Consider the following 25,779-nt stretch of genomic DNA (forward strand, 5'->3'; position numbering starts at 1 on the left):
AATATATATTCATCTTTCACTATCATCAAAACCTATTTTCAAGATTAATTTCACCTCTTGCCTGTTTTATCGTTCATTTTCAAGTCATGAAGGGTTTCGGTAAAGCCTTTGATTACCTGTTCAAAATCCTGCTTCAACCCGTCCAGCTCTTTAATTCGTTCATTAATTTCGTTTAACTTCTGTCCTGCAGTTTCAATCGTTTTTTCCAATTGCTTTATGCCTGTCCTATCCTTATCGAATAAAAGGACTATTTCCTTAATTTCCACTAACGAAAAACCATATTTCTTCCCGCGCATTATGATTTTGAGCTGTGCATATTCTTTCTTTCCATAAACTCTTTTTCCCGTTTCGGTACGCATTGGCCTAAGCATACCCAGTTCCTCATAATATCGGAGGGTCCTTGTCGTCAATCCGAATTCTTTTGCTAATTCAGAAATGGTGTACATGTTAAAACCACACTTTACAAAGGGATTATTTACCTTTATTTTAACATTGACGTTAACGTAAACTTCAATGAAATATTCACAAAATTTATAATATATGAAACTGCATGAAAGATTTAAATTGATATACTATGGGTATAGTCTTTTAATGAAGGGAATGATCGATTGATGCTATGTTCAAAAATATTAGTTGCTTATGATGAATCGGAATTGGCACTTAAGTCTTTAGAAAAAGCGATTGAATTAGCGAAGCTGGATCCCGCTATCGAAATCCAGGTGCTTCACGCCGTAACGCTGCCAATCAAGCCAAATATATATGGCAATGCTTTTCAGGAAATTGAAGAAACCATGCTCAAGTACGGCAATGAAGTGATTAAAAAAGCGGAAGCGCTTTTATCCGAAATCCCGAATGCATCCCAAACATTTGTCGTAGAGGGTTCAGCCATCACGACTTTATTGGAACATGCAAAGTCCCAGAATTGTGACCTTATCATCATGGGCAGCCGCGGGTTGAGCGGCTTCAAGGAATTCCTAGGCAGCGTGAGCCACTATATCGTCCAGCATTCCCCAGTGCCCGTCTTGTTGGTCAAATGAAATTTACGGCAGGTACTCTTTATAGCCACCCCTTTCATAAGCTGGGTTCCCCCTTGGAATCCAGCTTATTTATGCGTGCAGGGAACTCCAAACTTTTCATGTTTTACAAACACTTCCGTTTACGGGTAAAATGAAACTAATTTTAAACGAGGATAACAGGTGACGCAATGGATATTAAACATTTGCAATACTTTATAGAGGTAACCAATTTCAATAGCTTCACTCGGGCTGCCGACCATTTATTCATTACCCAGCCGACCATCAGCAAGATGATTAAAAACCTGGAAACCGAGCTAGGTGTTGAGCTTTTTGATCGTTCACGCAAGCAACTGATCTTGACCGATGCAGGCAGGGTCGTCTTAGAGCAGGCAAAATTGATCGATAAGGCCTTTCACAATTTAGAAACGGAAATGGACAATTTATTAGGTTTGAAAAAGGGACATATACGCATCGGGCTGCCGCCGATCATCGACGCTTCTTTCTTCCCCCGAATTCTTAGCCGTTTTCACGAGGACTATCCCAATATCACCTTTCAATTAGTAGAGGATGGTTCAAAGAAGATAGAAGAATCCGTCCAAAATGATTTAATCGATATAGGCGTAATAGTCCTGCCAACCAACACCGCACTTTTTCATCATTTTGCTTTTTTGGAAGAGGACATCAACTTAATTGTTCATCCCTCCCATCCCCATGCTTGTGTGGAAGAAATTGATTTGGCCGACTTGGAAAACGAATCTTTCATCTTATTCAATAAAGATTACGTCCTTCGAGATCTTATCATTTCATCCTGTAATGAAGCTGGTTTTTCTCCACATATTGTCACGGAAAGCTCTCGCTGGGATTTTATTGAGGAAATGGTTTACTGTAAACTTGGCGTTGCTTTATTACCTGAAAGTTTGTGCCGTCATGATGAGCGTGTAAAGACAATCAAGGTTAAGAATCCCTCAATTAATTGGAATTTAGGATTCATTTGGAGTAAGGACCATTACCTTTCATACGCTGCAAAAGAATGGCTGAAATATACGAGGGAAGCATTGTCTCATAAGGAGTGAATTATCCAGCATGATTGATGTAAGCACTATCATAGATTTGGGTTATGCACATGATAACAACTAACCATTTTACAATGCATTTCGGCGGGGTTAGACTAGTATAAGTAAAAAGCACGGTAAATGCTGATGGATGCCATATATTCTAAAAAGGAGATATTCATGATCACTTTATCTAGTGTCGATGAGTTACAGGCAACAGAAGCAGCTCTGGAGAAAATTAAATATTCTTCCCCCGAACTATTTAAAAAACTGCTCCATGTCATTGCCTTAACACGGGCTCTTCAATTTAAATATCAATTTATGGGCACGTTACTCATGGATGAAAACCCTAACGAATACACCCCTGAATTCGTTATGCCCTCCGTTATCGGATTATATATAGAGGAAGTTCAAAAGTTAAAGGATGACCCGAATATCCATGTATTACTTCAGACCTTCTCCCAAAATAAAAATATTGGATATGCCAAAATCAGTATGCTTGTGCTCGGTAAAAGCCCTGAATCGCTTTTAGGCGCTTCATGCATCAAATGAAGCCCCCTGATATACTCCGAAAAAAAACCTCCCTTTATGGAAGGTTTTTTTCTTTACGTGCCATTAAAGCACTTTACTCAAAAAGGCTTTCGTTCTTTCCTGCTGGGGATTATTAAAAATCTCACTAGGAATATTTTCTTCAATAATATAACCTTCGTCCATGAAAATCACGCGATCTCCAACTTCTTTTGCAAACCCCATCTCATGGGTCACAACTACCATGGTCATGCCTTCCTTAGCCAGTTGCTTCATAACCTCAAGGACTTCACCGACCATTTCCGGGTCCAGGGCGGAAGTCGGCTCGTCGAATAGCATGATTTTGGGTTCCATCGCCAAAGCCCTGGCAATTGCGACACGTTGCTTTTGTCCCCCCGATAATGAATCCGGATATGCGTTCGCTTTCTCTGCAAGTCCCACTTTCTTAAGCAGTTCCATTCCTCTTTTGGATGCCTGTTCTTTGGATATCTTGCGGACCTTTATAGGCGCAAGCATTATATTCTCAAGAACAGTCTTATGAGGAAATAAGTTAAAATGCTGAAATACCATGCCAACTTCGGTCCGGACTTTATTGATATTGACCTTCTTGTCTGTCGTATCAAGCCCTTCAATGAAAATATGGCCTCCCGTTATCGTTTCAAGTTGATTGATGCACCTGAGGAAAGTGGATTTACCCGACCCAGAAGGACCAATTACCACGACTACTTCCCGAGGGGAAACGATTGCATTGATATTTTTCAATACATCATTTTCGCCAAATGACTTCTTTAGATTCTCCACCTTTATCATTCTGTTTTCAACCTTCTTTCGAGTCTATTTAATACGAAACTTAAAATGAGGGTCAGGAATAGATAGATGAAGGCACACGCCAAGTATGGCTCCCACACTTTGAAGTACTGACTCCCCATCGCTTTCCCCCAATACATTAATTCCGGGGCAGCAATGACACAAAGCAGGGATGAATCCTTCAATAATACGATGAATTCATTTCCTAACGGAGGAATCATCCGTTTGAAAGCTTGAGGCAATACAACATGTACCATTGTTTGGATATGGGTCATTCCCAATGAACGCGCTCCTTCCATTTGCCCTTTATCGATGGATTGAATGCCCGCCCGGAAAATTTCGGCAATATATGCGGCTGCATTTAAAGATAAAGCAATGACACCGGCAGCTACTGCATTTGTTTCCCCGGTAAAAAAGGGTACAATTCCAAAATGGATTAAAAAGATTTGAACTAAAAGCGGTGTTCCGCGAAAAACCGTGACATAACAGTAAAATGGAAAGGCAAGCACTTTGTTTCTCATGAGTTTCCCTAAACCGATCAATAACCCCAAAAAAGTTCCGATGAGGATGGAGGAAACCGACAGCCCTATAGTAAGCAATGTTCCTTTTAATAGGAAAGGTGCATATTCAAAAATAATATCCCAGCGAAAGCTCATTTTGTTTCCCTCCTAAGGCCAAAAAAACTGCGTAACTTCACACGTAAAGTTACGCAATCTTTTTCTATCCATTTGATTTTATTGTTGTGCTTTCAATGCTTCTATATCTGGATCAGTACCAAACCATTCTTTGTAAATTTCTGCATATTTCCCATTTTCATAAATGGCATTCACGGCTTTATCGAACTCCGATTTCAATTCACTGCCTTTTGGGAACATGAGACCATAAAATTCCTCATTGAAACTTTTGCTATCTTCAACGACTTTCAGTTTTTGATCGGGGTTATTTTTCACATATTCTTCAACAACCGTATTATCAGCTACGACAGCCGAAGCCCCGCCTTTTAGTAATTCCTGAATGGCCAGGTTATTATTTTCGAATTTTTTGATATCCTTGTGATTCTTTCCAAGGAGTTTCTCTACCGCTTCCTGTCCGGTTGTACCAGTCTGAACGGCAACGACGTTTCCTTTCAATTCATCTCCTGATTTTATATCACTATTCTCCGGAACGAGAATCTTGTTTGTGGATAAGAAATACGGAACCGAGAAGTCATAAGATTGTTTTCTTTCATCATTCACTGTAATCGCAGATATGGCGACATCCGCTCTTTTACCTTCGATTTCAACAAAAATCGGATCCCAACCAACACTTTCCAATTTAACTTCATAACCCGCTTCTTTTGCAACGGCATTGATGAAATCGACATCGAATCCTACAATCTTATCGCCTTCAAGATATTCAAATGGAGCATAGTTGGCGTCCGTCACGATCCTGAGTGTCTTTCCATTGGACTCTTCTTCTTTACCAGTTGTCGAGACTTCCTTACCCTTCCCGCATCCAGTCATGACTAGTAACAAAGAAGCTACCATGGCAAACACTAAAAAAGAAACCTTTTTCAAAATAATCCCCTCTTCTCTCTCGTAAACTCTCTTTTTTTTTAAAAAAACAGATAAATCAAACTTTAGAGAACTTTCAGTATATTCTTTTAAGAATATTATACGTTTATTTGTTTTTTTATGCAATAAAAAGTCGATAAATAACTTTAGTAAAATAAAATTTTAATCCATTAACTCGGTAAATCAAAAACGCAATTAAGCTCTAATAGGGAAAGATGCACCCTTTTCCCCTTTACTCGAACTAATGGATATTATATTGAAAACAGTTAGCGCCACCTTTCAAAAGATTTAATAGAACAAAAATAAGCAGCGGCCATATTAATGTGGCCGCTGCTCAAAAGATTATAAAGATTATTTTGGGGCTTCCATATTCCCCTCTTCGATATCTAACATATCCAACAGGAAGATGAAGATCGGTATTCCGATGATCAATCCCCATATCCCAAGGAAATGCTCGGAAAACAATAGGATGATGAAGGTGAAAAATGTTGGAAGATTTGTCTTTGCCGACATGAATTTCGGATTTAAAATATAGCTTTCAATTGCATGGATCACAACAATCATGATTAATACAGCAATCACTTTGGGCATGCCGCCGATGCTATAGGCAATCATGCTAAGCGGGATGAGGGAGATGATGACCCCTGCAACCGGAATCAAACCAAGGAAGAAAATCATGATCCCTAGACCGAGCAACTGCGGGAAGCCAAGAATCCATAAGAAAGTTACGGATAGGACGGCATTCGTAATGGCTATCAAGAACTGGACCTCAATCACCTTTCCGAATGAATTGATGAATTTGACGCCAAAGTGGCTTAAGTTTATAAAGAAAGATTTAAATTTGGCCCGCTTGAATTTAGAAGTGAATCGAATGATTTTATCTTTTTCCAATAAGAAAAATAGACTAAGCAACATGGAAATGAAAATTTGAAATGCCAGTTTACCGAAATCGGATATATAAAGATAGAGTGTATTCATCTGTTTTTGAAGATCGAGCGGCGATTCCAGCTCGTTCATTATATTAATGGCATATTGAATGACCCTACTATCTGGTGGATGTTGAAAGAAGAAAACGATCTGTGTCACTAATTCCGTGAATTGTAGCGTAATGACCGGTAGATATTTATAAAGTACGATGGCTAAACAAGAAATGACGACTGCATATAAAAAGCTTATAACAACCTTGGAGTTGATATGCATCACTTTATTCAGCCGAATCATGATGAATTGCTCCAGCCTTCCCATCAGGAAAGTGAAAACAAATGTGAATAACACGATATTAACCATACTGCCGATGCTTATTAAAAAGAGGACTAACACAATTAATGTAATTAACCTTGAAAAACCTTCGCTTTGCAAATACTCTTTTACCACTTACCTATCTCCTAACTACCATTCTGCCGTGATAATTCCATCTACCTTTCATTTTACACGGAATTGAGGAATTCTACTACAATTACCTTGCATTGACAACAAAATTATTTGAATGATCAGTAAGATCCGGGATGGAGACGTAGTTAAGACCATTTTCGAAAATTCGACAATTGATTTCACAGCCATTTCTGCATGAAAAAACATCTGCCAAATCGGCAGATGCCAGACCGTAGACAAACTCAATGAAAATCTAGTATATCTAAGGTTTTTATTATGTTTTAGAATTTGGACGTTGATTTCCGCTTCAGGCACTCGCTTTCCGCGGGCGATCGTGGAGCCTCCCCGGTTTGCGCCTGCGGGATCTCCCCTAGACGCGCTTTTCCCGCATGAGTCTCGCACCTTCCCCCTTTTGTCAACAAACCCAACATCTGCCAAATGGAAAGATGCTAATCTTCATCCTTCACATCGATATCTTCAGGGATAGGTTCGTTATAATAATCCGCTAATTGCTTCTTATATTTCTCCATCTGTTCAAGATGCATATTAAACTGCTCTTTAAAAATCAAATGCTGCTCACCATCATGAACGGTGCGAATTTTATTTTGAATGATCAAATTTTCTATATAAGTTTCCGGCATCGATAGATATTCCGCAGTCTCTTTTACTGTCAAGTACATGCCTTCACCCCTTTTCCCCTCTAACTATACTAGATATGAGGCATTATTTGAAGTGCTTGATTTAATGATTGAAAGTCCCTTACATGCCATGGAAAGGACGAAACAGTTTCAGGGTTTTGGCATGCAACCTCCACAGCTTAATCGATTTTTGCCAAAGGAACATTTTGCAAGCAAATCCAAACAAAAACTTACAATCCCTTCCAAGAACATGTAAGATAATGTTAAAGTATTATATCCATAGATTAAGAGGAGTGGACAAAAATGACCTTCTTTTATGTCATTCTTGCGGCAATTTTTGCTGTTTTACTGGTCAATTTCGTTAAAAGGCTAAGTGAGCAAGCTAAATTGGAACGCTATCAAAATGAATTCCATAAATACCGTGAGGAAACTTTAGATCTGCATGCAACGGAAATCGTTTCAGAAACATTGATAGAAAAGCTTAATACAGCACTTGATTTTAATTATATGGAAAAGGTCAATACTGAATTCCGACTGAAGCATCCACGGGACTCACAGGTAAAAGTCAATCAGGCTTGGCGTGAATTGAAACGCTATTTGATTATGGCTGCAGTGTTTGGAAAAGTTGAAATGTTTAATTCAGTCATCGATGAATTGTGGCATATCATGCTGAATTATAGACAGGAATATGATCAGTTTTGCCAGGCTTTCATCGGTAGGACCATTAAGCACCATCCTCATTCAGAACCCGTTTTCAAACCCGAAGAGCGCACTCTTTTTGACTTTTACTATGTACAGCTATTTACGGTGGACTCCCATTCCATTCAAAGGTGGGGAAAATTTTTCAAACATGATAAAGGGCAAACGCTTCTCCGCGATTTTGAAACGTTGGAGCTGGAGCAGTTAAAAGAGAAATATATGCGGAAACCGACAAGTATGCAAGCGGAGCGGACCTTTGAAGCCTTCACTTCCCAATTTAAAGGAAATCGCCCCATGAAAGAATTGAATTGGCGGAAAACGTACGACCAGACGGACTACGCAGCTCCTGCCTATTTCACTTATGCAAGCACCGATGATTTTGACAGCGAATTTAAAGATATATTCGGGAATGAATCGAACACAGTTTCCTCCGGCTCCGGCCATGCCAATCATGGTGGCCATAACAGTTCCCATGACAGCAGTACTGATTCCTCTTCCAGCTGTTCTTCATGCAGTTCTTGTTCGTCTTGAGCTTTTCGCTTGGAAAAAATCCAAGTGTTTTTACACAAGCATTAGTAAAAATGTAAACTGGATTGATGAAGCTGAGTTTGTTACTCAAATTTAAAGGATTTACTGCTGATATGGATGATAAAGAGATACGGAAATTCAGACCAGTTTTTGTATATGCAAATTTGGAAAACAAGAAAAAATTAGTACAAGGTTTAACTGAAGATCGAGTGAAATTGATTCAAGAACTAAAAAAATATAGAAATGTCCTTTCACCATTTTTAATGAATGTTTTGCAAACTAATATAGCAGTGAAATAGAAATTCATGATTGGCAAGAAGAAATCAAGAAAATAGAAGAAGGAAAAGAGTACTTTTAAATGCTATCGGTTTGTAGACAAAAGTGGTTCGGAATTTATAAATTCCGAACCACTTTGAATTTTGGTCCAAGGTTTTGAGATTGGACCCTGCAAGCCCACTCTCTTAGGCCATTATTAGACATGTGCATTGAGCTCTCTTCTCCAAGTTAAAGGTAAGCATCGCTTCCATCGGAAATTTTTCCAGTCGTCTGATGCATTCCTTTTCCTTCTTCATTAATTCCACCGATTGAGCCAATTCTTGATCCTTTGTTTATTTTTCTCGAGAACCTCCTTAGAGGTCCTGTTGTCTTTTTGTTTTTTCCATTCAAAGAAAGATGCAATTCCGATAAGCAGGCCTCCGCCAATGATTAAATACAGCCACCATGGCATCTCGCCCCACATCGAATTGGTATTCATATAGACATTGAATAAAATGGTCCCCGTTCCAGCGATGAAATAGGATTTGTATTTCATCATGAATCCAAAAAGCATTGCCGCCAATGACACCGTGCCGATAATGAGGGCATCATATAAGGTGTTTCCTGCCATTGCATCAATGATTAAGGCTAAAAACAAGAGGATAACAATACCACTCTCGATATATTGTGTGATTTTTCCTTTAGCAAAGATTTTCCTCAGCAGAGTGGTGCTGACAATGAACAATGGCAGAATATTCACCTCCTCCGCAAGTAAAGGATGTATCGTGAGCTGATCGACAATGACCCAATACGGATATAGACTGAACAAAAGCGCTGCAGCCAATTGGGATTTTCTTTCCCTCTTGCCTGTCGTTGTGCTTCTCATCAAAATGAAATAGGCCGGAATCAGAAGTGCCACGAAGATTTCCAAAGTGAAATGTGCTGGTCCCCCAGTCAAAACATCCATGTTCATGGCAAGAAGAAACAGCAGACCATAGACTCTGTAAAAATCCAATTGAAAACCTGCCCCGCCTTTATCAAGCAACCCTTTAAAGAATTTCCTGCTTAGCAGTACCATTATGGCCATACACCCCAAAAGGACTGCCGCTCCGACGAAAGGCTGTAATGTGTCCGCGTACATGATGATGGTCCAATACGGATACAAACTGAGAATTCCCGCCAGCCAAACGTAGATGCCTTTTTCTTTTACATCCTTTGTGAAACTTCCAATCAAGATGAAGTAAACCGTGATCAAGAGCGAGACGAAAACCTGGAGTAACTGGCTTGATGTTTCAGTTACTGGGATTCCCCTATTCATGGCAAGTAAAAACAGCAGGCCATATATCCTGTATGCATCAATGGTAATACCTGTATCTTCCTTTTTGATTAAACCATCGAAATAACGCCGGCTTAAAAGCAGCATCCCTGACATAAAACCGAAAAGGAACAGCAAGCCCATTACAACCGATTGGCTGTTGGCATAGCCGACGATGATCAGGAAGGGATACAGACTGACTAGTGCAGCAATATTGGAATAGATTTTCTTTTCAAGCTTTTCCGCTGTCAGACTCCTCAGGAAGATGAAATAGGCGGTTAACAGAAGCGAGACAAAGACTTGGAGCAACTGATGTTTAGTATCGTTAAAAACCTCCGCATTCATATCGATCAAAAAGAATAAACCATAGATCCTGAAAGGATCAAAGCTGATGATGCCTGATCCGTTTTTCTTGAGTGACCCGCTGGAATACAGTCTGCTCAGCAACAACATTCCTGCCATACAGCCAAAAAGAACAGCCAAACTCGTGACGATTGGAAGTGTATGGGCATAATCTATGATATTGATGAACGGGAAAAGGCCGATGATGGCCGCTATTCCCGAGTAAATGCTTTTTTCTTTCTTATAGATCGTGAATTTCCCCATAAGAATGAAGTAGCTAGGCAACAGCAGGGAAACAAAAATCCCCAAAATCGCAGAACCTGTATCGCTCAAAAACACTTCCAGGTTCAGAGTACACAGATATAACAAACCAAAAATCCGATAATGATCAATGACTCTCTCCGTTGCCTCTTGGTTGACCGATCCTTTGAAATGGCGTCTGCTAGCCAGCACCATCACAGCCATACATACAAGCAATACGATAATCGCCATAACCAGAGGTAATGTATTTACATACATATTATAGAAAATGAACGCCAAGCTTAGAGGAGCCGCAACATAGTTCCGCCAATTCCTTTTCATGAGCAGATACCAGGCAAACAAGAACTGTACAGTCATCACTCCTACCCAGACCAATTCCCTGTTAAGCGGAAAATCCCGGATTGCCGTTTCCAATATGGATATGCTTATTGCTAAATGAATGAATGGAATAAGATAATACTCCATGATGCCTTTCCAATTCTTTTTGGAAACCGACCACAGAATGGTTATGAGTCCTGCTGTTATCATCATGCATATTGATGTAATGAATGCCATTCTCCCCACGTTTGCAAAAAATAAATGGACCTGCAGGAAAAGTGTCGAAAACCCCAGGTACGTAAAAACGTATTTTTCCCATTTCACATTTGCCCTTAAAGCACTCAAAATATAAATCAGCAGTTGTGAAACATATAGGAACGGTGAACTTTCCGTATGGATGATGAGCAAATATCCAACGGGAATCGCCAGTAAATTGGCAAGGTGACTCGTATATTGGAAGTACAATTTCCCATTTCCCGAATATTTCCCAAGCCATCCTCCTAGAAGGAAAAAGACGATAGGGCCTAGGAGCACAAACGCAATCTTCAGCACCATTGAACCAAAATCAAAAACATCGTAGAGTGAGGCATATAGGCCGGCACTTGTGATCACGACAGGCACCCAGAATATTTGCTTCCGATGTATATGGACGGACCAGCCGTTCATTGCAGTAGCTATGGCAATGACTCCGCTTGCCTCCAAAGGATTCAATGAATCGAAGGGAATCGATATCAAGGAAAGGAAGGAAAGAATCTGTCCGCTATATGCAAAAACAGGAAAGTATTTATGGTATCTCTTTTTAAATGTGTAGGCTGAACAGATGGAAATCAGTGAAACCCCCATTAAATAGACGCTGAGCGGGATATTTGATCGGACCCACCCTAAACTCTCCAACAAATATGGATAGAAAGCAACCAAAGCCAGTACGAAAGTGATTGGAAACCCGTATATGGCGTTTTCCTTCATATGCTTTGATTCGTCTTTTATATATGTGATGAAGAAAAGCCCAGAAATCATGGCGAGCTCTGCACTAACTGCAAGCCAATCCATTTCGCTGAATTTACTGGTCAGTATCACTAACATGATCATTGGGGAGATGAGTAAGATACTCTTCTTAAACAGGCTGTACCTTGGATGACGATTATATAAATATACTCCAAGATATTGAATGACCTGAACAACAAAAATCAGATTTAAAATGGTAGAAAAAGAGACTGGCAAGGCAAAGAAAAGATATAGGAACGCTAAGTCGAAAACAATAACAGCCGGGTACGTGAAGCTGGAATTTCTCGAATGAAGGGAAACATGGACAAGCTGAGCGGATATTATCATGAGCGCAATGAATATTTGCGCATAGATCTCCTGGTACACCATCGCGTTACTATATAAGAAAACGATCCCGCTCTCAATCAAACTGGTGAACATGAAGTTCTTCGAAAGCTTAGTCATTTTGGATTTAGCCAGATATTTCGATAGCATAGTAAAAATGATTGGAACAAGTGCAAATGCAATGATCATGTACTCACTTAAAAACGAGTTATAAACTAGATGGATATAGCCATACGTGAAAACGGCGCTAAAAGCCATTTCATAATATTTTTTTTGGAATTTGACCGAAAAAATCAAAAACAAAACAGAAAAGACCATCAACGTTAGCGAATACACCAAGTTACTTGAAAATAACGTCAGGATCACAAAGGCTTCCACAATGATCTTAAACTGGATGAATTGAAAAATGACTGGTTTGAATAACGTTAATGCTTTTTGATTTTTCAATTGCTCCCTATTCCATAATAGTATTAAATTAAGAATGCCAATCGCCAAAAACATCCACTCGATAGTGGGTGTCACAAAAGCCAATCCGAAATAGCAGGTAATGCCAAACGTGAATATTGAAATGAAAATGAATATTTTCGACTTGAAGTAGTCAGCAATCTTACAATAAATGGCTAAGCAAAGTAATCCCCCAAGAAACCCCAGAAGCCCCCGCCCATCACCATTAAGTGAAAGGTACTCTCCAAAAATCCGATAATATGAAGCTGATAAAATAGTAATCGGAACGAATAACCCGGCTAGCGTCAGGAATGCAAAAGCGGTTTGTTTAATTTTCAGCTTCGACGCGATGAAGGCCATCCCTGCAAAAATGACGGAAACCATTCCAATGAAGAAAACTTTCAGGATCGCATTCAGATCCCCCCATGAAGTGGTTGCTAAAATCAACCCGCCAAACAGAAGCAATATGACCCCAGTGAGCAGGATGACAGAGATATTCCGTTCCCTGATTTGCTCAGGTGTTTTCTTCGGCTTTACCGGTTTTACCGGTTTCTCCCGCTTGATGGACTGCTGTAGAATAACCGGTTTCCTATCAGTGATCTCCTTGACAGGTTCCAGACTATCCTCCAAAACGGTTTCAATAGGATCATACCCGGCCTTCTCATTTTTCATTATCGATTCTTTCCATTTACCAGATTCCCGTAATCCCAATGGAAATTCTTCCCTCAAGCTATCTTGAACCTTCATCTCGGCACTTTCACCGATAATCGTTTCATGTTCTTGGATGGATTTCTTTTTTTCATCCTCTAAGCGCCTTTCTTTATGGAGGGCAAGTTGGAAATGGCGATTATATGCCCTGCTAATCCGGATATATTCTGATTTAGGGATGAGCCGCCTTTCCCATAAAACATCCAGCTCTTCTTGGAAAATACGCTTCCTTCTTTCTAATGTCATTTCTTCGTTTGAAGAATCATTCATCCCAAGATTCCCCTTCCTTCAAATAGACCTTCTATCATCTTATGTATATTCTCTTTTTGATAATAACAAAGTTCTTCCATTTTTTTTAATATTTAGGGTGATACACTGATGGAACAACGAATCCAGTAATGTTCCTCATGACTCAAAAAAAAATGACTTCCATTTGAAGCCATTTAACGTCTTTACATTGATTTTACTTTATCCTCGCTCCTGATAATGCATAAATAAACGATCATCGAAATGAAAATCGAGGCGGCTGCCGTGATATAGATGCTCCTATAGCCGAAGAGGAAGCCTATCTGCCCGAACACGATGGCACCTATGCCCACTCCAAGATCAAAAAATGAAAAGTATGTTGCATTTGCCATCGCCTTCCGATTGGGTGCCGTCTTTTCAATCGACCATGCCTGCAGCGCCGGCTGGACAGAACCGAATCCAAATCCATAAAGCACTGCCGCAATGTAAAGGACCGCTTCACTCGGCATCCATGCAAGCAGCAGCATCCCAGCCATGATGAGTACTGTTGAAGGCACGTATACGGCTCGATGTCCCCTTCTGTCATATAATCGGCCCGCGAATAATCTCGTGACCATGAGGGCCATTGCATATACTAAAAAGTACCACTGAATTCCATCTACACCTTTTTCCGCTGTATACAGGGGAAGGAATGTTGCAATTCCACCAAATGTAACGGAGATGAAGAAAATGAGCAAAGATGGCTGAAGGGCACTTTTTTCATATATATCAAACCTTTTGGCTCTGACAGCGGCCGAAGGATCACTTTCCACTTTTTGATACCGAATAAGTGATGCCGCAATGATGGCAAGCAATCCTAACAAAGAGCAGATCAAAAACAACTCTTGAAACGGAAGGACAGTAACTAGGAAAAGACCCAATGATGGCCCGAATGCCAGTGCTAAGTTACCCGATAATCCGTAATACCCCATCCCCTCGCCACGCCGTTTCGCAGGGATTATATCGGAAGCAATCGTTCCTGAAGCCGTTGAAGAAAATCCCCAGCCGACGCCCTGTACAATCCGCATCATGAATAACAAGCCGATGCTCCCCATAAAACCGAAGGAACCCACCGACAATGCGAAAATGGCTAACCCAGCAAGAAAAACGATGCGCCTTCCTTTCGTCTCCAATAACCTCCCGGCAATTGGCCGAACAAGCAAGGCCGAAAAAGTGAAGATTCCAAGGACAGCCCCCACAAGACGGTCATCACCGCCAAGCTGTTCTACAAACAGCGGGAGGGTCGGCATCGTCATTTGAAAACCCATGAAGATGCACATATTTGCCAAACAGATCATGATGAAATCACGTGTCCAGATTTTATCAGTCCCTCTTACCCGTTCATCCACTAAGGTTTCCCTCATATCCCTTCACCTTCTAATTATAAAAGTCATTGCAAGTTTACTAAAATTGCTTAAAATAAGCGAATGATTTATTTCGTGTACCTAAATATATATATATAAATAAAAGCCCAGTATGACATTGGGCTCCCCCTTTAACATTCATAATCATTTCCGTCCACTTACCCTCCGTTATGCAAACTAATAATTTAGGTTCGCCATGCTTTTAATGCATATCATCCCTTCATACAGCGGAACGGCTCCAAATCCTTTTGGCTGAAACGAAACCCGCCAATATAATGGAATTCCCTTAAATTCTAAATTTCATAAAACATCCTATGAAACAACCATTCTGTAAGTGATGAATGGTTGTACCGCCCTATCTTATTGTATGCCATTTCTTTCATCTGCCCGCCCGAACGAGTTTCTGTTCTTTTCTTCGCCGTTTATCCTGAAACATTTTTTGATCCGCTTCCATGAATAAGCTATCCATATTCCCTTTGGAATGCGAACGGTAAGCATGCCCGAATGACATACTGATGTGAGGGCCTTTTTTTAGGGAGTTTTGCAAAAGGATTTCTTCCATTAATAATTCACAAAGAGATTCTACCTCTCGCTTGCTCCTGTCAATCAGAAGAATGGCAAACTCATCGCCTCCCACTCTCGCTACAACAGCGATGTCCGAGAAGATCCGTTTCAATAGATTTGCCGCTGCTTTAATCAATTCATCTCCTTTCTTATGGCCATACGTATCATTCATAAATTTCAGCTCATCTAAATCACACAATATCATGGCAACCGGAGTATCGAAATCAAGATTGGATTTGGCAGATATATTATCGAAAAACTGTCGATTATGGATGTTCGTTAATGGGTCATGGGACATTTGATACTCAATATCCTGTATGAACCTCACTCTTTCATCGATATTGCGAATGATTCCTTGAACGGCTACCAATTGCTCTTTTTCATATATAGGTGTGGCATATTCCTCGAACCACAAAAAATCCCCCTCGATATTTCTCCAGCGTTGAATGACCGGCTTAGTATAATCAATCCCAATATATACCTTTTCATTTAGGAGTTCAAAGTCATCAGGATGAATCCTTTCGAAAGGGGAGGAAGGGTCATTGTATGCTTCTTCCAAGACACCTTGACCTAAAAGTGTATTGATTGATGGACTTAGATACCTGAACTTGGAACTTGGATTCGATTCGTAGCAGTAGATAATATCCTTAGAACTTTCCACTATATTAAAAACCTTTTTTTGCACTTCGAACCCTTTCTTCAGATAGTCCACCTCCCTTTTCTTGCGAGTGAAGATCATACGTTTAAATATATCCAATGACAATTTATTGAATTTCATTCTACAGCCCCCATGCTTTTGAAGTCGTTTCATTAAAACTTTTCCATAGATTTGATGGCGGACTTACACTCATTACTTTTAACATAATTATCCTTCATATATTATAATTCCAAAAACATCTAAAAGGAAAAACTTTAAATCTTTTTCAATATTTCCTTAGAAGGGGGCCGCTTATAGCAATGGCAGCATAACTGAAAAAAGCCGACCCCAATTGGATCCGCTTTTTCATGCTTCACGACTATTTCGTTATCTCGATTTTCCCATTATTCGTTTCCAATTTAACTAGATTTTCACCTTTGCCAATGACAGTATTGCCTTCGTACTTACCAAGGATATCTACTCTCCCATTGTCAACATGAACATCGAATGTTGTATTTGTCGGTTCATTCTCCGTTTTGATCATGATTTTACCATTATTACTTTCGAGTTCGATCTCCCTATCCAAGTCTTTCGTGACTAATGTGATTTTACCGTTATTCGATGAACCAACCAGTTTTCCCTCCACATTATTAAGCTCTACTTTTCCATTAGCAGATTTCACTTCAACTTTTTCGGTTATTATATCATTTAATTCTACCCGGCCATTTTGAGATTTCACATTTAGATTTTCACTTTTCAATCCCGATATTTGCAATTTTCCATTATCGGATTCGGCGACAAAGGATTTATAAGATTCTTCAGGCACATATACCTTTAAATGTAAGGATTGAATATGAAAACCAAAGCTAAAGGTGCGTCGATCTTTTAATTGTACCGAAAGCTTCTTCCCTTCCACATCTGCAGTGAAATCCAACTTGGAAACATCCATCCCTTTTGAAACCAACTCTATCCTGGTCTCCGTATCCTTCGTAGGAACGATTTCTACAGCTGCATTATCAGTGTCGATCCGAATGTCCGTCACGATTTCCGAAATCGTTTTTTCCTCTGTAGTCGTTTCCTTATTCGTCACTTGGGAAAACGTAAACAGACTTCCTATTACTCCGATCAATAACAATACAAGTGCAATGATCGATAATTTTTTTACATTAATCATTTTTCAAACCGCCTTTCACAAGGGAAGCGTTAAATTTTAAATAGCGAATGAATCCTTTAGTTAAAGCATTCGTGGCAACAAACATTCCCATGGCAATGAAAATGCCAATCCCGCATAGTCCCAATGCGAAGAAAAGATCGAATAATTGAAAGTTACCTATCGCAAGGTTAAAAAGAACGCCAAACGGAGCAAGAATGAACGCTATCGCCGAAGCCCATCCTGCAATGACAACTCCGATCAATGCTATAAATGGCCCCAAAACGATTACTAAATTAAAGAATCCCAAGCCAATGACTGCCCAAACTGCCCGCATGACATTACTTGCAGAAGTCGTTTGTTCGACCTGACCCAGATGATAGGATGCCATCAGTTCCTTGGAAATCTGTTTAGGATTCCCAAGGGATTTGGAGATTTCCTGCTCTGACTTCCCTTCTTCCATTCCAATTTCGAAATACTCTTCGTAATCTTGAAGGATATCTTCCCGTTCCTCTAAAGAAAGTCTGGTTAAAGAGGCATTCAATTGTTTTAAAAATTGTTCTTTATTCATTGGTTCACACCTTCCTTGATTAATTGGTTGACACCATGGGAAAATTCATTCCATTCCGTCAGCAGCTCTTGAAGGTATCTCCGGCCTTTTTCGGTTAAAGTATAATACTTGCGCGGAGGCCCTTCTGTTGATTCTTGCAAATATGTCGTAAAATACTCTTCCTTCGTCAATCGCCTTAAAAGTGGATATACCGACCCTTCCGATATTTCAATTTGATCCGAAATCTTCTGTACAAGTTCATACCCATAGCGATCCTGCTTATCCAGTAAAACCAGGACACACAGTTCCAGGACACCTTTCTTAAATTGTACATTCATAGCACCTTCACTCCTTCCGAAAGTTTTTCAGTATAGTTCAATAAACAGTACTGAACACCGAACAATACATCTTATGTAAATAATTTACCACACGGTACTGTTCATTGCAAGGTACTATAAATAATTTTTGCTCTTACATGCATTCTAATAAGGGGAGAAGAAAATTAGCATTATATTCAAAGCTGCAAGAGAATACGATGTATAATAGTAAAATGTGGAAGGAGGAGTTACTTTGGCCAACAAAGCAATAACAAAAAAACAATTCGATTTTCTTGAACATGAATTTAATTACCTTGAAAAGGAAGGAGTCATCTCCCAGCAAGAGAAAGTGAGGATGTTAGGTTCCTATGATATCAAAGGTAATTTGAACTTCATCACTATTCTATTATCCATTGGGGCGCTTCTTTTAGGTTTAGGCGTATTGACCTTCGTAGCCAGCAACTGGATCTATTTAAGTAAAGCGGTTAAATTCCTGCTTATCATTGCATGCCTCATCGGAGTGAATTTTGCTGGCTTGAAGGTGCAGGTACGCTTTCCCAAAACGTCACGAAGTCTGCATTATGCAGGTATTCTGATCTTTGGTGCAGGGATTTTTCTAGTCGAGCAGATGTTTAACATTAGCATCAATTTCAACAGTTCCTTTTTATTATGGGCGATTGGAACGGTATTCATTGGATACTATTTGAAGGATGTTTTCATCCTCCTTTTTACAACCTTTCTGCTTTTCATTTATATTAATGGAAGTATATTCGTTGATGAAACATCTTATCCGCTTGCCATTCTTGTATTTCTACCGGCTTTATACATTCTGTTAAAGAAATTCGATTACCCTAAATATCTGACCTTTTTCATTAACGCTTTAGCCATCAATACAATTGCCTTATTTCTTATGGAATTCGTGCCGAAACAAGGGTTTGAAAATTCGAATACGATAGTCCTTTCCATTTTGTTTGTACTGGGAATCGTGCTTGCCTATATTCCGGTAAGAGCCAAATTACAAAACATCACACACATACAAGGGCATATCTTACATGGTATAACTGCACTCTTCCTTACCTTTGATTTTTCAATCTGGTTTCCTTTAGCTTATTTCGTTTTTCTGCTTTATCTGATTCTAAAAGGCAGTTTGACCAGCATCGTGATAATATGTGCACTGATTTTCAGATATTACATTTACTCCTTTGACTTCCTGCCAAAATCACTTACATTCATCATCGGTGGAATCATGCTTATCGGTTTTGGCTTCTTCTTTGAAAATCAACGAAAAAAAGGAGGGGAACTCAATGAGTAATCAATCATTCAGGCCACTCATCGTATTTTCCATTCCAGTCTTGATTCTGTTAATCTTGGCGTTTCCTCCGGTCTGGACAACAATGACAGGAGATGTAATCAAGATCAAAACAGCCCCGGTCGACCCGACTGACTTATTTAGGGGAAGCTATGTGGCATTGAAATACGAAATTGAATCAGTTAGGTCATCACAAGTCGATGACTCGATTAAAACCGAGTTCAATACAAGAAATATGGGTGATTATAAAAAGGTATATGTACGTTTGAAACAAAACACTAATGGACTATACGTGGTCGATTACGTAACGAAAGAAAAACCCGGCGAAGGCGTGTACCTAAAAGGGGAATTGGAAATCCCATATGACCTGCAAAATGCTAAAACCATTCAGATCAGATACGGTCTGGACAATTATTTCGCTTCCGAAGAAAAAGCAAAGGAAATGGAGAAGGACGCATTGGCCAATCCTTCAGTGGCCGTCGTAAAAGTTCGTAATGGCAATGTTGTTTTAACCGATATCATCATTGAATGAATGCCCCCCGGATATGACTAGCAAAAAGAGCATCGGTTTTTCGATGCTCTTTTTTTTGCTGGACTTTTTTCATATGAACATCAGATTGTTACTTAATGACCCGTTTTGCCCCTATATATTTTTCTTTCCAATACTTATCACTCATCTTGACCACCTTGACCCCTTTGGTAGTGGTCCCGACAAATGTACCATTTCCATAATAGATTCCTACAAAAGAGACCTGCCCTTTCTTACCTGTCGCATAGAAGACCAAATCGCCCGCTTTTAAATCTTTTTGCTTCACGGCCTTTCCGGTTTTATACTGGTCCGCACTCGTTCTTGGAATCTTCATTTCTGTGGCTGCATTTTTATATACATATTGGGTAAGACCGCTAGCATCAAACCCTTTTGGGGTCGTCCCCCCATATTTATATTTGCTTCCCACCTGCTTCTTTGCCAAAGCGGCAACTTCATCACCATAATTGATAGAGGCTGAAGCATTAGCCGGACTGAATATGAATGCCGTCAATAATGCCCCGATTAAAACTATGACTGTAAACCATTTTGAAACTTGTAAACTATAACTCATCCTTTTTCCTCCCCAAACTGAAAATGAACCACAATTTTAAATGTATGTTGCATTTCGGTTTTTAGACCAAATCATGTTCGGCGATCATCATCTCGGCAAAAAAAAATAACCAGATAACGCCGGTGTTTAGCTAATACGGTGTTATCTGGTATATTCTATTTTTCAGTAGCTGAAAGGATAGTGTCCATTACTTAGGTTCCTCGTATTGTCGAGCATTTTCACTGTCACTTAGACCTTTAGTGGTATGATCGACCACACCGCCGATTCCAAAGAATGTAAGCGCTATGAAGTTAATGATGCCTAAAGCTCCGTTCAATGCATCATCAGTAATGGTAAAGCCTATAGGAGTAATGAAATTGTTTATGAACGCCGCAACCATCTGCGCCAATATTAAAAGACCAGGAAGGAGTACAGTGAATATAAACGTAGGGTTCTTAAGACGCACTTTCCAGTTGATCATTGCTTTTCCCCCTCTCTATCATATTAAGTCCGCTTCATTGAAGATTGTCGCAGACCTGCTATATTTTATGCGGCTTGTCCTTTTTACGTTCAAAAGTTCCATTATAATCCATCTCTCTAGTTTCCCATAAACAGAAAAAAGCCCATCAGAGGATGGACCTTCTCTTAAACCTCAAAGTAGTTTTTTAAAACACTAGAGAGCATCTCACTTTAACAAGTACGTAACAGCCTTCCTCAAGCTCTATATACTCCTCGGTATTCCAGTTTATTCCTGACTTTAGAAAATAAGCTTCTGCCTCTATAGGTAGATTGGTAGTCACCGTCCGTAAACCTTTTCTCTCACTCTCCCCCGGAATGGATACCGGCGGCAAGTCCTGTGCCAGCCAAAACCGTTTATAGCTGAGCCAATTGGGCGGCATTTGCTCCGGATTTTTCAGGATCAGGGCATTATTCCATGTGGGCCAACGTTTGCAATTGCCTTAATGATATTTGTGCATTTCATTTAAGTAAGAAAATAAAAAGAAAGAACGTCCGATCCTAGATCGAGCGTTCTTAAAACCTGAATATATTAAATGCTTGATTTTTCACACTCCAATTTTTTCCTCCAAAAACAATCTGATCCGTTCAGCAGCTTCTGTCAATCTATCTTCCGGCTGGACCAAGGCCATCCGGACATACCCTTCACCCTGCTTACCAAAAGCATCGCCTGGAACGACCGTTACCCCTGCTTTTTCAATCAATGCATAGGCAAAATCCCGTGATTTCCAGCCAGCAGGAATTGGGGCCCAAATAAACATGGTAGCTGATGTTTTCGGTACATGCCATCCCCCTTCCGCAAGACCTGAAATCAAGGTATCACGTCGGGACTGGTATTCCTTAACCTGTTCGGATAGCAGCGAAAGATTGGAAGTTAGCGCCATCTCGGCAGCTTTTTGGATAGGATAAAAAACCCCATAATCGATGTGTGATTTCAACGTTCTCAGAATGTTCAGCGCCTCTCGATTGCCTACTGCATACCCGATGCGGCAGCCGGCCATATTAAAAGTTTTGGAAAGTGAGTTAAATTCAATCCCCACTTCCTTGGCACCAGGAATGGACATAAAACTAATTTGCGGATGATCATCAAAAATCAACTCGGAATAAGCAAAATCGTGAACCACCATGATCTCGTTCTTTTTCGCAAACGATATAACTTCCGAAAAGAAAGCTTCATCAGCAAGGGCCGTGACAGGATTTCCTGGATAACTGATGATCATCATTTTGGTCTTTTTCACTATTTCACCCGGAATTTCGTTAAGCTGCGGCAGGAATCCATTTTCGGCAGTAAGCGGCATCGGATGAATGATTCCGCCGGCAAGTTCAACACTCGCTTCATAAATTGGATATCCCGGATCTGGCACCAGCACATAATCTCCAGGGTTTATCATCGCCGTTGCCAAGTGTGCAAGGCCATCCTGCGATCCCATCAGTTGGAGGACTTCCCTTTCTGCATCCAGCTCCACTCCATAACGCATCCGATAAAAATAACGGACTGCCTCATGGAATTCAGGTGTACCTTTTAACGTATACCCGTAGGAATTGGGATCCTGCGCATACTTTACAAGCGTATCCACTACAAAATCAGGAGGTGGTAGATCCGGACTTCCTACACTCAAATCGATAACATCCAACCCTCGTTTCATTGCACCCTGCTTGCGGGTCGCCAATTCTGAAAATATCCCCGTTGTGAATTTTCCGACTTTTTCAGATGGAGTCATATTCATTCTGCGATTCCCCTCCATTAATGATTTTCTATCTATCATTATAGCAATCTTTCTCGTGTATTTTAAGAATTCATCAGTATCTGTTCCAGAGCCTCATCAAGATGACGGAATTTAAATGCATACCCCGCCTTTTCCAATCTCTCAGGTATGACCCACCGGCTTTTTAATATCAATTCCGTTTCGGTACCCATAAAGAAAGCGCCCATTTCAAGCATGGGTGTTGGACAGGGAAGTCCTATCCTAATATTCATGAGTTTTCTCAAATGAGCCATCAATTCACGATTTGTAACTGGATGCGGCGATGAACAATTGAACACCCCGCTCAGCTCCTGATTCTTTCTCATAAAAAGGACAATGTTAAATAAATCTTCTATATGTATCCAACTGAATTTCTGATTTCCTGATCCTTGATGCCCTCCCATTCCGAATTTAACCAAATTCCTATATGGGGTCATCACTCCCCCCTCTCCCAATACAATGGCGATCCGTAAAGCAATTTGTCTCGTCTTTGGTAATCGGAAATTGAAAAATGAGCGCTCCCACGCTTTCGCAACATCTACAGAAAAGCCTGAACCGATTACACCATGTTCCTCCGTCATTGGTTTATCTTCAGCATGCCTGTATATCGTTGCCGTACTTGAGTTTATCCATAATGAAGGGGGATTCTCGCATTGTTCAATCGCCTTACCTAGCACTTCAGTCGTATCGGTTCGTGAATCCAATATTTCTTTCTTATTCTTGGCGTTGTAACGGCAATTGACCGTCTTTCCTGCTAGGTTGATTAACATATCCGAGTTATCGATCATTCCCCTTATTCCTTCTTTATCTTCCCAGCCAGTATGCGGGGATTGTCTGGAGATGATCCTTACCTCATACCCTAAATTCCTGAAATGCTTTTCAAAGTATTGACCGACAAAACCAGTCCCGCCAGCTAAAACCACTTTCTTCAGCATATAACCAACCCACTTTCGTTTATGAGTTAATAGTACGAATAATAACGAGTGTTTATGTGTTTTCATGTGAAGTAATTCACATGAATTATACCATGTTATTACATTAAATGGTAGCAACTCCTGCGCTGCGCAATAATTAATGAACTTGTCCAAGCAAAAGGAAAAATTACACATAAATTAGTAATGTGGAAATCTATAAAACAAAGGGGATGATTTCAGTGTCAAACAAAAAGCTAAGAAGAGCTGGTAATTCTGGAACTGGCAATAGCAGCCTTAGGTCTGCCTTGAGAAGAGTCTTACAAAATCTATTAAACAATAATAGAGGTACTTCAATTAAGGAACCTACTTCCATCAAGCAACCCACTTCTGTCAAAGAATTTGAAAATTAGAAGGTTGCTTTTTTGAGATTCACATGGAATCCCTTTGGACTAATCTAAAGGGATTCCATGTTATGTATTTACATGTACCAGCTATATATGTCTAGTGAATAACTGTTATATCTAATAGAGATAAAGGAGAAGTTATAATGTATTTTTTTCGAGACTGGAAACCTAAAAAGGATATAAAGAAATTAACGGATATTACGGTAAAAAATTTTCGGGTTTCGTCCGATAAAGTGAATGAAATTCTGCAAAATTCACACAAGGTACTTGTGATTTGTAATGATAAAGGTAAAGTAGTGGGGTTTCTTTGTTATAATCTTTATTTATATAAAGTGGCTCATATTAATTATGTAGTCATTGACAAGAAATATAGAGGAAAGGGAATTCTCCAAGCCCTTTTACCCGAATTAGTAGCATATGTGAGAAAAAAAGGAATCCTTGTAGTGTCCGGTTTCGTGAACAAAAATAACCATGAAGCATTGCAAAAGTTTAGAGCCCTTGGTTTTAAACCGATTTTCATTTATCATGATGACATTCTAATTCAATCACTGATTTAAGAAGGGTCTCTTGAAGCCTATAGGGGTAAATAAAAAGAAAGATCGATCAAAATACATTCCGTTTTACCCTCCATTCACAGGGATTATCTTCCTGATACTAATCCTAATAAGTGAGATTAGGATTATAGGGATATATGAATTCTCCGTTCCTCCATGCAATGAACAACTAGGGAAGGAAAGCCTGTAAATTCTACACGGATTCATAGGCATTTTCCCTGTAGTCTCTTCAACCTTTCTTAAAATCTTACTCCTCTCTCCGATGCTTCTTTTTCATGCAATTTCCCATGTATTCAAGGTAATTCTATTGAACAAACAATGTGCCACGTTTGTCATTCCTTTGCTTGATAGTAGAGTTCCCCTTAAAAAGGTCAACCAGTAAAAACTAGTTAACCCTATCATACGTTTATCTTAATAAAACAGAAGTGGCACTATATATATTGGAAGAAATCGCAATGATTTAATACCCTATCCATAATATTTTTTCTATATTTTCAAAATAAACCCATTCCTGTATAGTGATTGTATACCTGCTAAAAGGGGAGATATAATGAAATCGATAGAACTAATTATCTTAAATCTTGAAGAGGTTAGAAGAAGAAACATTAAACTATGGACTTCAATACCTAAAGGCACACTCCATTGGAAACCGGACGACAAGGCAATGAGCTGTTTAGAAATGGTTAGACATGTCCTTGATAGTGAGCATTACTATCATTTATCCATTAAAAATCAAGGCAGCTTACCAGTTTATGAATCACCATATGAAAAACAGCCACTTATCTCTGTAGAAGCGGAATTAAACTTTGCCGAACCTTACAGGCGTGACTTTTTGGAAACAATCATATCCTTCAGCGAAGACGACTTATCCACTATTAAAATTGATCGCTCTGATGTAGGATATATCAGGGATTTAGGAGACATGCTGCTGAGAATCGCTTATCATGAGTCTGTACATACTGGTCAATTATTGGACTACTTAAGAACTGCTGGAGTCCCTAGAATTAACGTTTGGGATTAATCATATCATTTTCAAAGGGTGTTTCATCATGGTGAAGCGCCCAGACTGTTGGCAACTCGATGAAAATCGTGTTTGTCTGCAGTTTTTTTTATTGCTTGTACGATTTGGATGTTGATTTCCGCTTCAGGCACTCGCTTTCCGCGGGCGGTCGGGGAGCCTCCTCGCCTTGCGCCTGCGGGGTCTCCCCTAGACACGCTTTTCCCGCA

The 25,779-nt window shown here is 39.8% G+C and carries 27 protein-coding genes; 9 read left to right on the forward strand and 18 right to left on the reverse strand.

All coding sequences use genetic code 11. The features are described from left to right. Positions 1–50 precede the first annotated feature (50 nt). Entirely contained in the window at positions 51–446 is a 396-nt protein-coding gene (locus ACIQ0C_RS21985) for a MerR family transcriptional regulator (protein WP_403063981.1), read from the reverse strand. A 165-nt stretch (positions 447–611) separates the two neighbouring features. Here ACIQ0C_RS21985 and ACIQ0C_RS21990 point away from each other — a divergent pair, with 165 nt between their 5' ends. The 3 genes from ACIQ0C_RS21990 to ACIQ0C_RS22000 all read left to right on the forward strand — a co-directional run bounded on the left by ACIQ0C_RS21990 (position 612) and on the right by ACIQ0C_RS22000 (position 2,620). Beyond that, entirely contained in the window at positions 612–1,037 is a 426-nt protein-coding gene (locus ACIQ0C_RS21990) for a universal stress protein (RefSeq protein ID WP_403064073.1), read from the forward strand. A 167-nt stretch (positions 1,038–1,204) separates the two neighbouring features. Beyond that, positions 1,205–2,089, forward strand: coding sequence for a cidABC operon transcriptional activator CidR (cidR, locus tag ACIQ0C_RS21995; protein WP_402842635.1), 885 nt, complete (start codon positions 1,205–1,207; stop codon positions 2,087–2,089). Between the two features lie 159 nt (positions 2,090–2,248). Continuing rightward, complete coding sequence (locus ACIQ0C_RS22000) at positions 2,249–2,620, forward strand: hypothetical protein (RefSeq protein WP_403063984.1); 372 nt, start codon at positions 2,249–2,251, stop codon at positions 2,618–2,620. A gap of 63 nt (positions 2,621–2,683) precedes the next feature. Here the strand turns inward: ACIQ0C_RS22000 and ACIQ0C_RS22005 are convergent, their stop codons facing one another. The 5 genes from ACIQ0C_RS22005 to ACIQ0C_RS22025 form a co-directional block, all read right to left on the reverse strand. Beyond that, complete coding sequence (locus tag ACIQ0C_RS22005; RefSeq protein WP_403063987.1) at positions 2,684–3,406, reverse strand: amino acid ABC transporter ATP-binding protein; 723 nt, start codon at positions 3,404–3,406, stop codon at positions 2,684–2,686. Next, the gene (locus ACIQ0C_RS22010) at positions 3,403–4,059 is read right to left on the reverse strand and encodes an amino acid ABC transporter permease (RefSeq protein WP_402842639.1); all 657 of its coding nucleotides are present in this window, start codon (positions 4,057–4,059) and stop codon (positions 3,403–3,405) included. Before ACIQ0C_RS22010 ends, ACIQ0C_RS22005 begins: the two co-directional genes overlap by 4 nt. A gap of 78 nt (positions 4,060–4,137) precedes the next feature. Then, on the reverse strand, positions 4,138–4,959 hold the full coding sequence (locus ACIQ0C_RS22015) for a basic amino acid ABC transporter substrate-binding protein (RefSeq protein ID WP_402842642.1): 822 nt from the start codon (positions 4,957–4,959) through the stop codon (positions 4,138–4,140). Positions 4,960–5,307: 348 nt separating this feature from the next. Next, positions 5,308–6,330, reverse strand: a complete 1,023-nt coding sequence (locus ACIQ0C_RS22020; protein WP_403063990.1) for an AI-2E family transporter — start codon at positions 6,328–6,330, stop codon at positions 5,308–5,310. A gap of 446 nt (positions 6,331–6,776) precedes the next feature. Further along, the gene (locus tag ACIQ0C_RS22025; protein WP_402842647.1) at positions 6,777–7,007 is read right to left on the reverse strand and encodes an excisionase family DNA-binding protein; all 231 of its coding nucleotides are present in this window, start codon (positions 7,005–7,007) and stop codon (positions 6,777–6,779) included. Positions 7,008–7,268: 261 nt separating this feature from the next. Here ACIQ0C_RS22025 and ACIQ0C_RS22030 point away from each other — a divergent pair, with 261 nt between their 5' ends. Both ACIQ0C_RS22030 and ACIQ0C_RS22035 read left to right on the forward strand, forming a co-directional pair. Next, positions 7,269–8,195, forward strand: a complete 927-nt coding sequence (locus tag ACIQ0C_RS22030) for a glycine-rich domain-containing protein (protein ID WP_403063993.1) — start codon at positions 7,269–7,271, stop codon at positions 8,193–8,195. A gap of 110 nt (positions 8,196–8,305) precedes the next feature. After that, complete coding sequence (locus ACIQ0C_RS22035; protein WP_403063995.1) at positions 8,306–8,491, forward strand: hypothetical protein; 186 nt, start codon at positions 8,306–8,308, stop codon at positions 8,489–8,491. Between the two features lie 272 nt (positions 8,492–8,763). Here ACIQ0C_RS22035 and ACIQ0C_RS22040 read toward each other — a convergent pair whose 3' ends face one another. From ACIQ0C_RS22040 to ACIQ0C_RS22065, 6 genes are all read right to left on the reverse strand, one after another. Next, the gene (locus ACIQ0C_RS22040) at positions 8,764–13,434 is read right to left on the reverse strand and encodes a hypothetical protein (protein WP_403063998.1); all 4,671 of its coding nucleotides are present in this window, start codon (positions 13,432–13,434) and stop codon (positions 8,764–8,766) included. A 182-nt stretch (positions 13,435–13,616) separates the two neighbouring features. Then, positions 13,617–14,813, reverse strand: coding sequence for an MFS transporter (locus tag ACIQ0C_RS22045; protein ID WP_403064001.1), 1,197 nt, complete (start codon positions 14,811–14,813; stop codon positions 13,617–13,619). A 379-nt stretch (positions 14,814–15,192) separates the two neighbouring features. Then, a complete protein-coding gene (locus tag ACIQ0C_RS22050) occupies positions 15,193–16,155 on the reverse strand; it encodes a sensor domain-containing diguanylate cyclase (protein ID WP_403064004.1) in 963 nt (320 codons plus the stop codon). 238 nt (positions 16,156–16,393) lie between these two features. After that, positions 16,394–17,188 (reverse strand): DUF4097 family beta strand repeat-containing protein, encoded by a 795-nt coding sequence (locus ACIQ0C_RS22055; RefSeq protein ID WP_402842662.1) that lies wholly within the window; start codon positions 17,186–17,188, stop codon positions 16,394–16,396. After that, positions 17,181–17,735: a DUF1700 domain-containing protein gene (locus ACIQ0C_RS22060; RefSeq protein WP_402842664.1), complete on the reverse strand. Its 555-nt coding sequence runs from the start codon at positions 17,733–17,735 to the stop codon at positions 17,181–17,183. Before ACIQ0C_RS22060 ends, ACIQ0C_RS22055 begins: the two co-directional genes overlap by 8 nt. Next, positions 17,732–18,052: a PadR family transcriptional regulator gene (locus ACIQ0C_RS22065; protein WP_402842667.1), complete on the reverse strand. Its 321-nt coding sequence runs from the start codon at positions 18,050–18,052 to the stop codon at positions 17,732–17,734. Before ACIQ0C_RS22065 ends, ACIQ0C_RS22060 begins: the two co-directional genes overlap by 4 nt. A gap of 232 nt (positions 18,053–18,284) precedes the next feature. Between ACIQ0C_RS22065 and ACIQ0C_RS22070 the strand changes: the two genes are divergently transcribed. Both ACIQ0C_RS22070 and ACIQ0C_RS22075 read left to right on the forward strand, forming a co-directional pair. Next, complete coding sequence (locus ACIQ0C_RS22070) at positions 18,285–19,343, forward strand: DUF2157 domain-containing protein (RefSeq protein ID WP_403064007.1); 1,059 nt, start codon at positions 18,285–18,287, stop codon at positions 19,341–19,343. Next, positions 19,336–19,872 (forward strand): GDYXXLXY domain-containing protein, encoded by a 537-nt coding sequence (locus ACIQ0C_RS22075; protein WP_403064010.1) that lies wholly within the window; start codon positions 19,336–19,338, stop codon positions 19,870–19,872. The genes ACIQ0C_RS22070 and ACIQ0C_RS22075 overlap by 8 nt, the downstream gene beginning before the upstream one ends. An 88-nt stretch (positions 19,873–19,960) precedes the next feature. Here the strand turns inward: ACIQ0C_RS22075 and ACIQ0C_RS22080 are convergent, their stop codons facing one another. The 5 genes from ACIQ0C_RS22080 to ACIQ0C_RS22100 form a co-directional block, all read right to left on the reverse strand. Continuing rightward, positions 19,961–20,440: a C40 family peptidase gene (locus ACIQ0C_RS22080; RefSeq protein WP_403064013.1), complete on the reverse strand. Its 480-nt coding sequence runs from the start codon at positions 20,438–20,440 to the stop codon at positions 19,961–19,963. A gap of 187 nt (positions 20,441–20,627) precedes the next feature. Continuing rightward, on the reverse strand, positions 20,628–20,900 hold the full coding sequence (locus tag ACIQ0C_RS22085) for a phage holin (protein WP_053533767.1): 273 nt from the start codon (positions 20,898–20,900) through the stop codon (positions 20,628–20,630). 184 nt (positions 20,901–21,084) lie between these two features. Then, positions 21,085–21,318, reverse strand: coding sequence for a hypothetical protein (locus ACIQ0C_RS22090; protein WP_403064016.1), 234 nt, complete (start codon positions 21,316–21,318; stop codon positions 21,085–21,087). Between the two features lie 165 nt (positions 21,319–21,483). Beyond that, on the reverse strand, positions 21,484–22,662 hold the full coding sequence (locus ACIQ0C_RS22095) for an LL-diaminopimelate aminotransferase (protein ID WP_403064019.1): 1,179 nt from the start codon (positions 22,660–22,662) through the stop codon (positions 21,484–21,486). Between the two features lie 62 nt (positions 22,663–22,724). After that, the gene (locus ACIQ0C_RS22100) at positions 22,725–23,615 is read right to left on the reverse strand and encodes a TIGR01777 family oxidoreductase (RefSeq protein WP_403064076.1); all 891 of its coding nucleotides are present in this window, start codon (positions 23,613–23,615) and stop codon (positions 22,725–22,727) included. A 526-nt stretch (positions 23,616–24,141) separates the two neighbouring features. On the opposite strand from ACIQ0C_RS22100, the gene ACIQ0C_RS22105 reads away from it, so the two are divergent. Then, on the forward strand, positions 24,142–24,555 hold the full coding sequence (locus ACIQ0C_RS22105; protein WP_403064022.1) for a GNAT family N-acetyltransferase: 414 nt from the start codon (positions 24,142–24,144) through the stop codon (positions 24,553–24,555). A 547-nt stretch (positions 24,556–25,102) separates the two neighbouring features. Further along, positions 25,103–25,573 (forward strand): DinB family protein, encoded by a 471-nt coding sequence (locus ACIQ0C_RS22110; RefSeq protein ID WP_403064025.1) that lies wholly within the window; start codon positions 25,103–25,105, stop codon positions 25,571–25,573. A 26-nt stretch (positions 25,574–25,599) separates the two neighbouring features. Here ACIQ0C_RS22110 and ACIQ0C_RS22115 read toward each other — a convergent pair. Further along, on the reverse strand, positions 25,600–25,779 hold a 180-nt coding region (locus ACIQ0C_RS22115), incomplete at its 5' end, for a hypothetical protein (RefSeq protein WP_403064028.1).

It is taken from the genome of Peribacillus sp. NPDC096448 (assembly GCF_044762675.1).
Taxonomy (GTDB): Bacteria; Bacillota; Bacilli; order Bacillales; family DSM-1321; genus Peribacillus; species Peribacillus frigoritolerans_B.